We start from the raw sequence: 14,506 nt of genomic DNA on the forward strand, positions 1-14,506 counted from the left end.
TCACTCCACCTCTCCTGGCCCGCTGTACGCGAACGCGCCGTCGTCGGAGACGATGCGGCCGTCCAGGACGTGCAGCCGGCGAGGCAGCCGCGCGGCCAGGTCACCGTCGTGAGTGATCATGATGATCGTCGCGCCCTCGGCGTTGAGCTCGCGCAGCAGTTCGAGGATCGAGGCTCCCGTGGCGCTGTCGAGGTTGCCCGTCGGCTCGTCGGCCAGGACGATCGCCGGCCTGCCCACCAGTGCGCGGGCGATGGCCACGCGCTGGCGCTCGCCTCCGGACATCTTCGTGGGACGGAAGTCGCGGCGATGCGCGAGCCCGACACGATCGAGTGCTTCGGCGGCACGGCGCCGTCGCTCGCCGACCTCGACTCCCGCGTACAGGAGGCCGTTCGCGACGTTCTCCAGGGCGGTGGAGTGCTCGGCCAGGAAGAACTGCTGGAAGACGAAACCGATGCTGCGGGCGCGCAATGCCGCGAGCTGCCGGTCACCGAGCCCCGCCGCGTCGACTCCGTCGATCCGGATCAACCCGTCGGTGGGTCGCTCCAGCGTCCCCATGACGTGCAGGAGCGTCGTCTTCCCTGACCCCGACGGCCCGACGATGGCGGCCAGTTCGCCGTGGCGGACGGTGAAGCTCACGCCCCGCAGCGCGGGCACGGGTGGCTGCCCTCCGTAGATCTTGGTGACGCCTTCCAGCTCGAGCGCGGGAGCCCGGCCGTCTTGATCATGAGTCGTGCTCATGAGGCCGGCACCACCACTTGATCTCCGACGGACAGGGCTCCGGACACCTGCACGAGCCCGTTGTCGTTGTCGAAGATGCCGAGCCTTACGGGAACCAGACGCCGGCCACCCGCCGCGTCGGCCACCTCGACGACGTAGCCGCCTCCGGCCTGGCCCATGAGCGCGGTGACGGGGACGGTCAGCGCCCTCTTGACCCCGTCGGTCGTGATCTGCACCTGAACCGGGGCCTCGTCCAGTTTCCCCGCGTCCTTGGGGCGCGTGAGCGTGATGTACACCGGGAGCGTGGAGCTGGACGAGTCCTTGTCGTCGTCACTGGATTTCGCGACCGTACCGATGCGGCTCACCTTGCCCGGGGTCGTCCTGTTGTCAGGAAGCGTGATCTGGGCACGGTCACCGACCTTGACCTGGGACTGCTGACCGGGGTCGAGTTCCACCATCACCTGGCGCCTGGACGAAGTGGCCTGGGCCACTTGGGCTCCTGGCGCGGCCGCCGTTCCGGCCTTGGCCGTTGCCTTCGTCACCCGGAGCGGACCCGGCAGGAATACGGCATCCCCGAGGTCCAGATTCCCGGTCTCGTCGACGCCCAGCTCATCCTGCAGTTCGGCGACCGCCTCCGCGGTCTCCGATCCGTAGTAGTCCGAGTCCGGATCGAGCTCGGACTTCTCGGCGTACCCGAGCTTCACGAGGTTCTCGTTGAGGTAGCGCACCTCGCGGCCCTCGTCGCCCACCGACAGAGCGCGGTAAGCCGGTGTGCCCCCGCAGATCAGCAACACCGGTTTCTCGTCCACCCGGTAAAGGGTCTTGCCGCAGTCGATCTCCTTGCCCTCGCTGGGAACCCAGGTGTAGATGCCCTTGGCCTGGTTGACCACGGCGTACGGGGTCCCGTCACCACGGGCCGCGTACGAGAGCGTCCCACTCTGCGTCACCTGCGTGGACAGTGGTCCTTCCCGTACGGCCGCCAGCGAGGTGCCATCCGTCGAGGACGCGGGCTGGGTGCCCCCGTCATCGAAGGGATCCATGACAGCGGCGGCGACACCCGCGGCGACCAACAGCACCACGGCCCCTGTCCCTGCGAGCACCTTCCACCGCCTGCGCCGGCGCGGCTTCCTGCGGTCCAGGGCCGGGACGCCGGGGGCAGTGTCGGCGGCGGCATTGGCAGGGTCGGCAGCGGTGTCGGCGGGGTCGGCAGCGGTGTCGGCGGCACCGGGCACACCGGAAGGCGCCTCCTTGGCGTCGGTGCTCATCCGCCACCACCCGTCGGCTGCAGTGACTTGCACTTCTGCGCTGCGGCCTTGAACTGCGGCGAGTCGGGATTGTTGTCACCAATGTCCAGTGATCCGCCCTGGGGGTCGGGGAACGTGGGCACCCCGTTCTTGCGCATGCACTGCGCGTACTTCAGCATCTGGGCCTGGTTGGCCGGATCCTGGCGGGAGCTCCCGTCCCATCCTGGCGGCGCCAACGGCCTGCATTTCCGCCCCGCGGCCTTGACCTGCGGAGAATTGGGATCAACGGCCCCCCGATGCGGCATACGGAACTTCGTCCCGTCAACGGGGTCAGGCCACTGCGGGACTCCGTTCTGGCGCATGCATTGCGCGAACTTCACATACTGGTCGTTGCCCTTACCCGCGGTACCACCGCCCGCCGCCGCACTCGAACCGCCGCCCGCCGCCGCACCCGAACCGCCGGAGGAGTCGTCCGATCCACCGCAGGCCGCGAGCACCGGCAGGAAGATCGAGAGCGCCACCAGCGGCAGCGCCAGGGTCCGTTTCGGCTTCGCCTTGAACATGTCGTGGTCTCCCCAGCGTCAGTGGATGAGCGTTGGAGGCCAGTTCTAGGCAACGGGCGGTCACACCGCGGTCAGAGCTCCTGTGACCCGGCTGTGACCGCGCCAGGGGCATCCTGATCACACGATGAGAGTGCTGGTGGCCGAGGATCACGCCGAGCTCGCGGCGTCCGTGGCGAGAGTCCTGCGCCGCGAGGGAATGGCCGTCGACGTGGTCCACGACGGCGCGGCGGCCATCGAACGGACCTCGCTGCTCGACTACGACGTCGTCGTGCTCGACCGGGACCTGCCCGGCGTCCACGGCGACGAGGTGTGCCGCTCTCTGGTGAGCCGGACGCGCCGTACCCGTGTCCTGATGCTGACCGCGTCCGGCACGATCGCGGACCGCGTGTCCGGCTTGAGTCTGGGCGCCGACGACTATCTGCCGAAACCGTTCGCGTACGCCGAGCTCGTAGCCAGGATCCGGGCGCTCGGCCGCCGGGCGCAACCGGCGCTGCCGCCGGTCCTCGTCCACGGTGATCTGCGGCTGGATCCGGCGCAGCGGATCGCGACCCGGGCGGGAATGCGGCTGGCACTGAGCCCGAAGGAGTTCGCGGTCCTGGAATACCTGCTCGGTGCCGGCGGCCGCGTCGTGCCCGCCGAGGAACTGCTGGAACGGGTGTGGGACGAGGCGACCGACCCGTTCACCACCACCGTCAAGGCCACGATGAACCGGCTGCGGTCAAAGCTCGGCCCGCCACCACTGATCGAAACCGTCCAGCAGGGCGGCTACCGGATAGGTGATGCCCATGCGCCTTCGTGACCCGCTCCGGCCGAGCATCTCCCCTTCTCTGTCACTCCGGACCGTGCGCATGCGTCTCACGGCCCTGTACGGCGCACTGTTCATGATCTCCGGCGCGGTCCTTCTCACGATCACCTACCTGCTCCAGCGCCGCGCCAAGTGGGTGGTCATTGACACCTCCGGCAATGCACGGGAAATCCGCGAGCTTCTGAAGCCGATGAAGGAAGCACAGCTGCGCGACCTGCTGATTCAGTCCGGGATCGCACTCGCGATCATGGTGGTGATCTCGATCGCGCTGGGCTGGCTGGTCGCCGGACGCGTCCTGCGGCCACTGCGCACGATGACGGCCACGATCCAGCAGATCTCCGCTCGTAACGTGCACGAACGGCTCGCCGTCACAGGACCCCGCGACGAGATGAAAGACCTCGCCGACACCGTCGATGGCCTGCTCGGCCGTCTGGAGACCGCCCTCGACGCGCACAAGCGCTTCGTCGCCAACGCCGCACATGAACTGCGCACGCCGCTCACCCTGGAGCGCGCGCTCCTGGAGGAGACACTCACCGACCGTGAGGCCACGCTGGAGTCCTACCGGGCGACCTCGGAGCGACTGCTCGCGATCAGCAAGGACCAGGCGCGGCTGCTGGAAGCCCTGCTCACACTGGCCAGCAGCGAACGTGGTCTCGACCGCCAGGAACCCTTCGATCTGTCCGACCTCGCCCGTCAGGCCCTCGACTCATCACGCCTGGAGGCGGATGCACGCGGCGTGCGCCTCTATGCCCAGATCACGCCCGCCCCGTCCGCCGGCGACCCCGCGCTCGCCGGACGCCTGATCGCCAATCTCATCGACAACGCCGTGCACCACAACGTGCCCGGCGGCCACGTGGAAGTCGCGACCGAGACCAGGGCCGGGCGGGCGTTCGTCTGGGTGGTCAACAGCGGTCCGGTCATCTCCCCGCAGCAGGTCGGCCGGCTCTTCGAGCCCTTCCAGCGGCTCGGCGGACGGACGGCGCGCAGCGACGGCCACCACGGCCTCGGCCTTTCGATCGTCCGCGCCATCGCCACGGCGCACGGCGCCGACATCACCGCACACGCGCGCCCGGGCGGTGGCCTCTCCGTCGAGATCAGCTTCCCCGCACCTGTCGTACCCGGGCACCAGTATCCGCGCAAGCCTGACAACCCGCGGCCACGCGGCCCGCGTACCACTCCGGCCGCGCCCGCGACCTCCTCACCCGGCCAGCGACCGGCGTCGAACCACATGTGAATCTGCCCTTCCCGGTCACTGCCGGGTGCCTTGACGTCGTCCGCCGAGTCCCGATCACTGAACGATGTTGGTGTTGTGGAGCGCGCCGATCCACCACCTGCCGTCCCGGCGGATCGCGACGACGGTTCCGTGGTTGGCGAAGCCGCCGTCCGGCGTGGTGGTCTCCTGCCGGAAGTGCAGGACGGCCGTGTCCGGACCGGGCATCACGGCGCTCAGCACCGATATGCGGGTCTTCCATGTTGAGACCACGTTGGCCATCCGGTCTGTGTGGTAGGCGAACAGTTCGTCCCAGCCCCGGATCATCGTGCCGTCCGGTACCACGACGACCGTGTCCGCGGAGAACGGCCGGTCGAGAACGGCAACCTCCTTCCGGTTGAAGCCGTCCTCGATATCGGCGACGAGCGCCTGAAGCTCCGCCAAGTCCTGATCGCTGACGGGTGTGGTGTGCACCTCGGGCCTCACAGTCATCGCCGGCTCCTTGAATCCTCGGCCGCGCCTCTTCGGCATGTCATGCCAAGGACGCTACGAGCAGCACGCCGACCGGGGCATCCGTCAGGTGACCAGGTCCGGCGGCCGAGGCATCCGTCAGGAGACCGAGGCATCCGTCAAGCGACCAGGTCCGGCGGCCGAGGGCGAAGGTCTGCTTCCGCCCGCCGCCCGCGCGGTCGTCAGGGCGTGCGGGCCGGGGGGACTTCGAAGAACTTTGCCAGGTCGTCGAGCATGGAGTGGGCGCCTTGCAGGCCTACTGCGGTCATCCAGGTGGCGTCGTTCACCTGGCGCTTTTCACCCTTCATCCGGCCCCACAGGGGGTTGTTCTTGAACTTGGCCTCGACCTGGCGGGCCTTGCCGGCGTCGTCAACGTAGGTGGTGATGAAGATCTGGTCGGCGTCCAGTTCCCTGATGCGCTCCTCGCTCATGTCGACCGCGATCTTGTCGCTGGTCGGCTGGCCCTTCGGGCGGGGGAAGCCCACGTCCTTGAGGACGATTCCCGAGTAGCTGCGCTCGGTGTAGAGCCGCACGGTCGGTTCGTCGGTGAAGCGGACCACTGAGATCGACGGGAGTCCGTCGTCCTTCTTCTTGATCGCGGCGCCGATGGCCTGGGCGCGGGTCTCGTAGGCCTTGATCCGCTGCTCGGCGAGCTGGTCCTTGCCCAGGGCCTTGCCGACCAGCCGCACGTTGTCCTTCCAGGTCGCGCCGGTGGTCTCGGTGAAGACCGTCGGTGCGATCTGGGCGAGCCTGCCATAGAGGGCCTCGTGCCTGATCTTGGCCGACAGGATCAGATCGGGCTTGAGCGCGCTGATCTTCTCCAGGCTGGGCTCGGAGAGCGTGCCGACCGGCTGCGCGTTCGAGGCGTGCTTGCGGCCTGCCTCGCCGAGGTAGTCGGGCAGCTTCTCGGTGACGGTCCGGTAGGTGGTGTAGCCGTACACGTCGGTGTCCAGGCTGATCGCGGCGTCCAGGAAGGACTGGTCGAGCGCGACGATCCGCTTCGGCTCCTTGAAGATCTTGGTGGTGCCCATGGCGTGCTGGATCGTTCGCAGCGGCGTTCCGCCCTCGCCGCTGTCGCTGGAACCGCAGGCCGTCAGGCCGAGGGTGGTGAGTGCGGCGACGGCGATCCCGGCGGCCGCGCGTCGGAGCGGCGACATCCTCATTTAGTATCCTTCTCGATTTAGGTCAGGCTTGCCTGTTTTAGGCGAGGCTTACCTAACCACATCGTGACCTGCGCGGAAAGAGGCACCCGGTGCTGCAGTGCTGATTGAGGCGGTCCGGAGAGGGGCTTTCCGGCACCGGCCGGCCGTGCTGCTCTGCCTGGTGCTGATGACCGCCCTGGCGGCGCTGGCAAGCGTCATGATCGGTGCCAGGCACGTCCCGCCGGCCGCGGTCTGGGACGCGATCTTCGCCCCCTCGGGGACCGAGGAGGACATCGTCGTACGGTCCCTGCGGCTCCCGCGCACCGCGTTCGGAGTGCTGGCCGGGACCGCGCTCGGCGTGGCCGGTGCGCTGGTGCAGGGCCACACCCGCAACCCGCTGGCCGACCCCGGGCTGCTCGGCGTGACGCAGGGCGCGGCGTTCGCGATGGTGCTGAGCATCTTCACCTTCGGCGTCACGGGCGTGGGCACCTACATCTGGTTCGGGTTCACGGGCGCGCTGGCCGCCAGCGTGCTGGTCTTCGTGCTCGGCGGCTCCGGGCGCGGGGGCGCCACGCCGCTCACCCTCGCGCTGGCGGGCGCCGCCGTGACCGCGTTCCTCCACGGCCTGGTCGCCGGGCTGGTGCTGCTCGACGAGCAGGCCATGGACACCTACCGCTTCTGGCAGGCCGGGGCGCTGGCGGGACGGGACGCCGACGCGCTGCCCGTGCTGCTCCCGTTCGTGCTGGCCGGGCTGGTCCTGGCGACGGCGAACGCGTCCGGCCTCAACGCCCTCGCGCTGGGCGAGGACGTGGCCCGCTCGCTCGGGCACCGGATCGGGCTCGCCCGCGCCGTCGGCGTAGCCGCGATCACGCTGCTGACGGGTGCCGCCGTGGCCGCCTGCGGGGCGCTGGCGTTCCTCGGGCTGATCGTCCCCCATCTGGCCCGCGCCCTGTCGGGTCCCGACCACCGCTGGCTGCTGCCGTTCTCCGGGCTGCTGGGCGCGACGCTGCTGCTGGCCGCGGACGTGACCGGGCGCCTGGTGGCCCGTCCCGGCGAAGTGGAGGTGGGCATCATGCTCGCCCTGCTCGGAGGGCCGTTCTTCATCGCGCTGGTCCGGCGCAGAAAGGCGATGCGGCTGTGACCACCGTGAAGCGGCTGGGCGGGCCACGGGCGCTGCGGGCGGGCCCGGCGTCGTTCCGGGTACGGCCCCGTCCTCTTCTGCTGGTCCCCGCCGGGCTCGCCGTCCTGGCGCTGCTGATGGCCCTGAACATCGGGCGCGGCGACTACCCGATCGGCGTAGGCGAGGTCGTCCGCACGCTGCTCGGCAGCCCGGAGAACCGGTTCGTCGTGATGGAGTTGCGGCTGCCGCGTGCCCTCACCGGAGCGCTGGTCGGCGCCGCGCTCGGCCTGTCCGGCGCGCTCACCCAGTCGATCACCCGCAACCCGCTGGCCAGCCCCGACACCCTGGGCGTCGGCCAAGGCGCCAGCGTCGTCGTCGTTGCGCTCACCGTCGCGACCGGCAGTGCCGCGGGCGGCGCGGGCGGCGCGCTTGCCGGGATCGGCATTCCGTTGGCCGCGCTGGCGGGCGGCCTGGTCAGCGGCGTGTTCGTTTACATGCTGGCCTGGCGGAGCGGTCTGGACGGCTACCGGCTCGTCCTGGTCGGCATCGGCTTCGCCGGCGTGGCCTCCAACATCAAGTGGTGGCTCCTGGCCCTGGGTGACGTCAACGACGCGAGCCGCGCGATGGCCTGGATCACCGGCACGCTGAACGCGCGCGGCTGGGAGCACGTCCGGCCCGTCGCGCTGGCCCTGGCCGTGCTCGTCCCGGCCGTCCTGATCGGCGCGTTCGCCCTCGGTTCGCTGCGGCTGGGCGACGAGCCCGCCCGCGGCCTCGGGCTGCGGGTGAACCTGTCCCGCTCGCTGCTGGTCCTGGCCGCCATCGTGCTCGCCTCGATCGCCACCGCCTCCGCCGGGCCGGTCGAGTTCGTCGCCCTGGCCGCTCCGCAGATCGCGATGCGGCTGGCCGGCACGGGCCAGCCCCCGCTGGTCGGGTCGCTGGTCACCGGGGCCGTCCTCACCGTCGGCGCCGACCTCATCGCCCGCACCGCGTTCGGCGGGGTGGAACTGCCCGTCGGCGTCGTCACCGCCGTCCTTGGCGCGCCCCTGCTCGTCTACCTGCTCGTACGGTCCCGGCGAAAGGCGATCCTGTGACCCCGACCCCTGGGACCCCCACCCCTGGGACCCCCACCCCGGACACCCCCGCTCATTCGCTGGAGGCTCATTCGCTGGAGGCGCGGGAACTGCGTCTCGGGTACGGCGATCGGCTGGTCGTCGACGGCCTGTCCCTGGACCTCAGCGGCGCCGGCATCACCGCGATCATCGGACCCAACGGCTGCGGCAAGTCCACCCTGCTGCGCGGGCTGGGGCGGCTGCTGCGCCCTCGCGGCGGCCAGGTCGTGCTGGACGGCGCCGACATCGCCCGCCTTCCGACCCGGGAGGTCGCCCGGCGGATGGCGGTGCTGCCGCAGGCCCCGCAGGCCCCCGAGGGCCTCACCGTCTCCGACCTGGTCGCGCGCGGGCGGCATCCGCACCAGGCGTGGTACCGCCAGTGGTCCACCGGCGACGAAAAGGTCGTGAACGCGGCGCTGGCCAAGACCGACATGCTGGAGCATGCCGAACGGCCGATGGACGAGCTGTCGGGCGGGCAGCGGCAGCGCGTGTGGATCTCCATGGCACTGGCCCAGGACACCGGCCTGCTCCTCCTCGACGAGCCGACCACCTATCTCGACCTGGCCCACCAGGTCGAGGTCCTGGAACTGGTGCAGCGCCTCCACTCCGACGACGGCCGCACCATCGTCATGGTCTTGCACGACCTCAACCTCGCAGCCCGCTACGCCGGCCGTCTCGTGGCCATGCGAGAGGGTGCCGTCGTCACTCAGGGCGCCCCGGCCGAGGTCCTCACCGAGGGGATGCTGGAGGAGGTGTTCGGTCTGCCCGCCCGCGTGATCGAGGACCCGGTCACCGGCGCGCCACTGGTCATCCCGCTGGGCTCGCACGCGACCCCGCGCGACTCAGATCAGGCGGCCGGGTAGCCAGGAGGCCCATGGTTACGGACGGCGATGACGATATTGTGATTTGTAGTACATCTGGTGGGGTGTGATGTAGGTTATATACCCTGACCTGCGAGAACCGTTGGTGGTCCCCTGCGAGGGCGGAACGGGTGGCGATGGACACCGATACCAACACCCTGGCCGGCACCGGGGGGTCCGGCCCCGAGGTCGACGCCGCCATGGCCGTGGTGGACGAGCGGGGCATCGTCGTGTCCTGGAACGGCGCCGCCCAGCGGCTGCTGGGATACGCCGCCGAAGAGGTCACCGGACGTCCGGCCGCGAACCTGCTGGCAGCGGATCTTCCGGAGCCTGCCCGCCGGTGCCTGGACGAGCGGAGGTCCTGGAACGGCCTCGTCCGGCTGCGGCACCGGGACGGCAGCCACGTGAACGTGGAACTGCTGGCCCACCCGAGCCGCGACGACGGTTCCCTACGGTGGCTTCTGGTCACTCTCACCGCGCCGCCGCCTGCCAGGCTGGACGCCAACACCGGGGAGAACGTTTCCCTCATGGACCGCGCGTTCACCCAGTCGTCGTTCGCCCTCGCGATCAACGCCATGGACCTGCGGTGCCTGCGAGTCAACGAACGCATGTGCCGGATGTGCGGGGTCACCGAGGACGAGCTACGCGGACGGCGCGTCACCGAGGTCCTGCCAGGCCCTCAGTGGGACGCGCTGGAGCTGTACATGCGCTACGTCCTCCAGACGGGCGAGCCGGTGCAGCGGGTGACCTACCGCCGGGTCCCCAGCGAGACCCGCGAACGCGCCTGGTCCGTCTCGATCTCCCCGTTGAAGGACGAGACCGGCCGGACGCTGGCCCTGTGGACCGGGGTCCTCGACATCACCGAGCAGTACTGGGCCCGGCAACGGCTCACCCTGCTGAACGAGGCCGGCGCCCGCATCGGCACCACCCTGGACGTCACCCGCACCGCCGAGGAGCTCGTCGACACGTTCGTGCCGCGGCTCGCCGACTTCGCGCTCGTCGATCTGCTCGGCGCCATGCTCAGCGGCGACGAGCCGATCCTGGGACCGCTCACCGGCACGATCGCGCTGCGCCGCGTCGCCCACCAGTCCATCCACGAGGGCGTCCCCGAAGCCGTGGTCGCTCCGGAGGAGGTCGACTTCCATCCGGCGGACTCCCCGATGGCGCGCTGCCTGGCCAGCGGCACGGCCGTGCTGACCACCATCGACGATCCGGCGTTCATGGCCTCGCTCAGCTTCAACCCGGCGCGGGCGGCCAGCGCCCGGGCGCACGGGATCCACTCGGTCCTGGCAGTACCGATCCGCGCCCGCGGAGTCACCCTCGGCGTCGCCGTCCTCGCTCGAGGCCGCCGCCCGGACCTCTTCCAGCAGGACGACGTGCTGCTCGCCGAGGAGCTCACCGCCAGGGCCGCCGTCTGCCTGGACAACGCCCGCCGCTACACCCGCGAGCGCGCTACCGCCCTGGCCCTGCAGCGCAGCCTGCTTCCGCAGCGGCTCCCGGAGCAGTCGGCCGTGGAGGTCGCCACCCATTACCTGCCGGCCAGCACCCATGCCGGGGTGGGCGGGGACTGGTTCGACGTGATCCCGCTGTCGGGCGCCCGGGTCGCCCTGGTCGTCGGCGACGTCGTCGGCCACGGCCTGCACGCCTCGGCGACCATGGGCCGGCTGCGCACCGCCGTGCGCACGCTCGCCGACGTCGACCTGCCGCCCGACGAACTGCTCACCCGCCTTGACGACCTGGTCGCCCGGCTCGCCGCCGACGCGGCGGCCGACGGCGACGATGACGAGGGCGACATCGGCGCCACCTGCCTGTACGCGGTGTACGACCCGGTGTCGCGCCGGTGCAGCCTGGCCCGCGCCGGCCACCCGCTGCCCGTGCTGGTCACCCCGGACGGTGACGTCGACTTCCTGGACCTGCCCGCCGGCCCGCCGCTCGGCCTGGGCGGCCTCCCGTTCGAAGGCACCGAGGTCGAACTGCCCGAGGGCAGCACCCTGGCCCTCTACACCGACGGCCTCGTCGAGTCCCGCCATCACGACATCGATGTCGGGCTCGAACGGCTGCGCCGCGCGCTGTCCCACCCGGACCCGTCCTTGGAGGCCACCTGCGACACCGTCCTGGAAGCCGTGCTGCCTGAACGTCCCATGGACGACGTCGCCCTGCTTGTGGCCCGCACCCGCGCTCTCGGCTCCGACCGGGTCGCCACCTGGGGCGTGCCCGCCGATCCCGCCCACGTCGCCGACGCCCGCAAACTGGCGACCAAGCAGCTCACCGACTGGGGCCTGGACGACGCCGCCTTCGTCACCGAGCTGATCGTCAGCGAGCTCGTCACCAACGCCATCCGGTACGCCGAGGGTCCGATCCAGCTGCGCCTCATCCGGGACCGGACCCTCATCTGCGAGGTCTCCGACGCCAGCGACACCGCCCCGCACCTGCGCCGGGCCCGTGCCTTCGACGAGGGCGGGCGCGGCCTGCTGCTGGTCGCGCAGCTCACCCAGCGCTGGGGCACCCGCCAGACCCCGCACGGCAAGACCATCTGGGCCGAGGTCGCACCGGCACTCGGCTGAAACCCGGGCCGAGTGCCGACGGTTCAGCTGTTGAGAAGTCGCCAGGTGGTGAGGGCGATTCTGGCTCATGAACGGAAGGCAGGGCGGATGATCATCCGCCCTGCCTGTCGTTCACCGCGTCGCCGGTCAGCGGGTCTTTGGCTAGCGCTGGGGAACCCGCTTCATGGTCAGGAGGGCGCCGTCCGCCTTGAACGGGCGCTTCCTGTAGTCCGGCGTGGACGTGAACTTCTTCGACTTGCCCTTGCCACAGACGGTGCCGCGGTCGACGTCGAGGATCTTGGCCTTCTTCTTGCCGTCCTTGCCCTTCACCGCGATGGCCCAGTAGACGGTCACCCGGACACACTGGCGGTCGTTCATGCGGTCGGTCATCACGCCCTTGATGGCCTTGAGGCTCGCGTAGCCGCGGGCGGCACCCCAGGGCCTGACAGCGTTGAACCTCTTGGCGGCGATGGTCGCGGACGAGGAGTCCGCCTGGACGGACGCGACGCGCACGGCGTCGGTGGCGTGAGCCGTTCCGGTGGTGGCGACCATCGCGCCGCCTGCCACGGCGAACGCGGCGGCGGCGGTGATGAGACGGGTCTTCATATGGTGTCGTCCTCTGTAGTCGATCTTTGCGGGAGCAAGATCGAACATAGAAGATCTCGGCTTCCTTCGCATACGGAACGAGACGGAATGTTCACTCAATACCTGGACACGCAACCGGGGCGCGGGGTTCGGGATAGAGGAGGTTGTCAGCCACCCCGAGTCCCCGGAGGACCCACCTCATGAAGGAAGACGCCGGCCTATGGCCACGGCGAGAGCGGTGAGCGGTCATCCCGGGGAGAAGCTGGACGATCTGAGGATCGTCGAGGTCTCCCTGGATGACCCGGAGGCGTTCGGCGAACTGTTCAGCCGCCACGCGCCACGACTCCACGCCTACATCAAACGGCGCCTGGGACCGCCGCTCGCCGACGACCTCGTGTCCGAGACGTTCGCCATCGCGTTCAAGCAGCGCGAGCGGTTCGACGGGCGGGCGGAGTTCAGCGCCTGGCTGTGGGGCATCGCGAGCAACCTGATCGCGAAGCACCACCGGCAGGAGAGCCGCATGTACCGGGCGTTCGCCCGCACGGGCGTCGACCCCGCTGAGGACGGCGTCGCGGAACTCGCCAGCGACCGTGCGGCGGCCGCCGCGCTCGGGCCGCGCCTCGCGAAGGCCCTCGCCGGGCTGAGCGCACAGGACCGCAACGCCGTGTTGCTGCTCGCGTGGGGCGAGCTGTCGTACGCCGAGATCGCAGCCACCTTGGATCTGCCGCTCGGCACCGTCAAGGCCAAGATTCACCGGGTCCGGGCGAAGCTCCGCAAAGCCCTCCCGCAGGAGAAGTTCGAGGAGAAGAACGATGGATGAGCTCGACGCGCTGCGGCGGATGCGGACAACGCTCGCACGCGAGGAGAACTCGGATCAGCTCGCGATGAGGGTCGGTTGGCGGGCGGGCGTCTCGCCCCAGCGGCGGCGGCGCGCCTTCAGACTGCCATCGACCTTCAAGCTGCCGATGGTGAGCCTGGCGGCCGTGGCGGCCGTGGCGGCCGGCTCGGTGGCCGTTCTCACTTTGCCGTCTGATTCCGCCGGCACCGGTACGGGCGGTCCGGGCAAGGTCGGCGCGCCGGGCAACGCGCTGCTGGTCGCGGCGACCAGCGTAGAGAAGGGCAAGGCCGGGAAGTACTGGCACTCGAGTTCGATCAGAGGCGAGATCTTCGCGGCCGGGAAGAGCGCCGCGGATCACTACAAGATCGTGTCCTTGCAGCGGAGCGAAGGCTGGATGGGCCGGGACGGCAACAGCTGGTGGGGCAACCAGGACCTGCCCGACCGTCCCTGGACCGACCAGGACAAGCAGAAATGGCAGGCGGCCGGATCTCCCTCACAATTGGAGGTCCCGTCGGCTGAAGGACCGGTCGTCATGTTCCTGAAGGGCGCGAGCACGGGCATGTCGGTACGTCCGAGCCCGCCCGACGACGACGGGGTCTTTTACGGGCTGACACAGAAACAGTTCGCCGCACTGCCGGCCGAGCCCGCACAGTTGGAGAACGCGCTGCTGAACCTCAAGGGTCACTGGCGCGCGTACCAGCCCGACGGCCCGGAGCAGCCGATGCGGGCCCTGCGTGGCAAGGCGCGCAGCCGGGCGCTGAGCGATGTGGCCGAGTCCCTGCTGGCCACCGCGCCCACTCCCCCGGCGCTTCGAGCCGCCACCTACCGGATGCTCGCCGCCCTGCCCGGCGTCAAGGCCGAAGGCAGGACGACCGACCCCCTCGGCCGTACCGGCACGGCGATCTCGCTCCCGGTGGATTCGACCGTGCCGCTCGGGCTCTACACCGCGCCCAAGCAGCTCGGCACCTACCGGCGCCAATGGATCATCGACCCCGGCACCGGGACGCTGCTGGCCGTCCGGGACCTGGTGGTGACACCGCCACGCGGCAGCCGGAAGCTCCGTCCCGGCGACAATGGCAAGCCGCGCAGCCTGCAGGTCAAGGACATGCCCGACCGATTCCACAAGCCGGGCGAGATCGTCTCGTACAAGGTGTTCGAGCTCGGGGAGTGGACCGACACCGAGCCGAAGCTGCCGGGCCAGTAACCCGGCGGCGACCGGCAACGGCGACGACCAGGGCGCGGGGCAGAGAGCCGTCATCT

The 14,506-nt window shown here is 70.3% G+C and carries 14 protein-coding genes; 8 read left to right on the forward strand and 6 right to left on the reverse strand.

What is annotated here, in order from left to right:
- The 3 genes from F8566_RS07845 to F8566_RS07855 are packed head-to-tail and all read right to left on the reverse strand — an operon-like array spanning window position 1 to window position 2,524.
- Window positions 1-738: an ABC transporter ATP-binding protein gene (locus F8566_RS07845; protein WP_151559262.1), complete on the reverse strand. Its 738-nt coding sequence runs from the start codon at window positions 736-738 to the stop codon at window positions 1-3.
- Window positions 735-1,982, reverse strand: a complete 1,248-nt coding sequence (locus F8566_RS07850) for a peptidoglycan-binding protein (RefSeq protein ID WP_151559263.1) — start codon at window positions 1,980-1,982, stop codon at window positions 735-737. The genes F8566_RS07845 and F8566_RS07850 overlap by 4 nt, the downstream gene beginning before the upstream one ends.
- The gene (locus F8566_RS07855) at window positions 1,979-2,524 is read right to left on the reverse strand and encodes a hypothetical protein (protein ID WP_151559264.1); all 546 of its coding nucleotides are present in this window, start codon (window positions 2,522-2,524) and stop codon (window positions 1,979-1,981) included. The genes F8566_RS07850 and F8566_RS07855 overlap by 4 nt, the downstream gene beginning before the upstream one ends.
- Before the next feature lie 124 nt (window positions 2,525-2,648).
- Between F8566_RS07855 and F8566_RS07860 the strand changes: the two genes are divergently transcribed.
- Both F8566_RS07860 and F8566_RS07865 read left to right on the forward strand, forming a co-directional pair.
- On the forward strand, window positions 2,649-3,323 hold the full coding sequence (locus F8566_RS07860; protein WP_151559265.1) for a response regulator transcription factor: 675 nt from the start codon (window positions 2,649-2,651) through the stop codon (window positions 3,321-3,323).
- A gap of 49 nt (window positions 3,324-3,372) precedes the next feature.
- Entirely contained in the window at window positions 3,373-4,563 is a 1,191-nt protein-coding gene (locus F8566_RS07865) for a sensor histidine kinase (protein WP_225992948.1), read from the forward strand.
- A 54-nt stretch (window positions 4,564-4,617) separates the two neighbouring features.
- Here the strand turns inward: F8566_RS07865 and F8566_RS07870 are convergent, their stop codons facing one another.
- The gene (locus F8566_RS07870; RefSeq protein ID WP_225992949.1) at window positions 4,618-5,031 is read right to left on the reverse strand and encodes a YybH family protein; all 414 of its coding nucleotides are present in this window, start codon (window positions 5,029-5,031) and stop codon (window positions 4,618-4,620) included.
- 200 nt (window positions 5,032-5,231) lie between these two features.
- Window positions 5,232-6,212 (reverse strand): ABC transporter substrate-binding protein, encoded by a 981-nt coding sequence (locus F8566_RS07875; protein WP_225992950.1) that lies wholly within the window; start codon window positions 6,210-6,212, stop codon window positions 5,232-5,234.
- Between the two features lie 97 nt (window positions 6,213-6,309).
- On the opposite strand from F8566_RS07875, the gene F8566_RS07880 reads away from it, so the two are divergent.
- From F8566_RS07880 to F8566_RS07895, 4 genes are all read left to right on the forward strand, one after another.
- A complete protein-coding gene (locus tag F8566_RS07880; protein WP_225992951.1) occupies window positions 6,310-7,332 on the forward strand; it encodes a FecCD family ABC transporter permease in 1,023 nt (340 codons plus the stop codon).
- Window positions 7,329-8,402 carry a FecCD family ABC transporter permease gene (locus F8566_RS07885; RefSeq protein WP_151559269.1) on the forward strand — a complete coding sequence of 358 codons (1,074 nt, stop codon included), beginning with the start codon at window positions 7,329-7,331 and terminating at the stop codon, window positions 8,400-8,402. The genes F8566_RS07880 and F8566_RS07885 overlap by 4 nt, the downstream gene beginning before the upstream one ends.
- Window positions 8,399-9,283, forward strand: coding sequence for an ABC transporter ATP-binding protein (locus F8566_RS07890; RefSeq protein WP_404800274.1), 885 nt, complete (start codon window positions 8,399-8,401; stop codon window positions 9,281-9,283). The genes F8566_RS07885 and F8566_RS07890 overlap by 4 nt, the downstream gene beginning before the upstream one ends.
- 134 nt (window positions 9,284-9,417) lie before the next feature.
- Window positions 9,418-11,844, forward strand: a complete 2,427-nt coding sequence (locus F8566_RS07895) for a SpoIIE family protein phosphatase (RefSeq protein WP_151559270.1) — start codon at window positions 9,418-9,420, stop codon at window positions 11,842-11,844.
- 141 nt (window positions 11,845-11,985) lie between these two features.
- On the opposite strand, the gene F8566_RS07900 is transcribed toward F8566_RS07895, so the two are convergent.
- Window positions 11,986-12,429 carry a hypothetical protein gene (locus F8566_RS07900; protein WP_151559271.1) on the reverse strand — a complete coding sequence of 148 codons (444 nt, stop codon included), beginning with the start codon at window positions 12,427-12,429 and terminating at the stop codon, window positions 11,986-11,988.
- 199 nt (window positions 12,430-12,628) lie between these two features.
- Here F8566_RS07900 and F8566_RS07905 point away from each other — a divergent pair, with 199 nt between their 5' ends.
- Together F8566_RS07905 and F8566_RS07910 are read left to right on the forward strand one after the other, a co-directional pair.
- On the forward strand, window positions 12,629-13,228 hold the full coding sequence (locus F8566_RS07905) for an RNA polymerase sigma factor (protein WP_151559272.1): 600 nt from the start codon (window positions 12,629-12,631) through the stop codon (window positions 13,226-13,228).
- Window positions 13,221-14,450 carry a CU044_5270 family protein gene (locus tag F8566_RS07910; RefSeq protein ID WP_151559273.1) on the forward strand — a complete coding sequence of 410 codons (1,230 nt, stop codon included), beginning with the start codon at window positions 13,221-13,223 and terminating at the stop codon, window positions 14,448-14,450. Before F8566_RS07905 ends, F8566_RS07910 begins: the two co-directional genes overlap by 8 nt.
- Window positions 14,451-14,506 lie beyond the last annotated feature (56 nt).

The sequence above is a fragment of the Actinomadura rudentiformis genome (assembly GCF_008923185.1).
Taxonomy (GTDB): domain Bacteria; phylum Actinomycetota; class Actinomycetes; order Streptosporangiales; family Streptosporangiaceae; genus Spirillospora; species Spirillospora rudentiformis.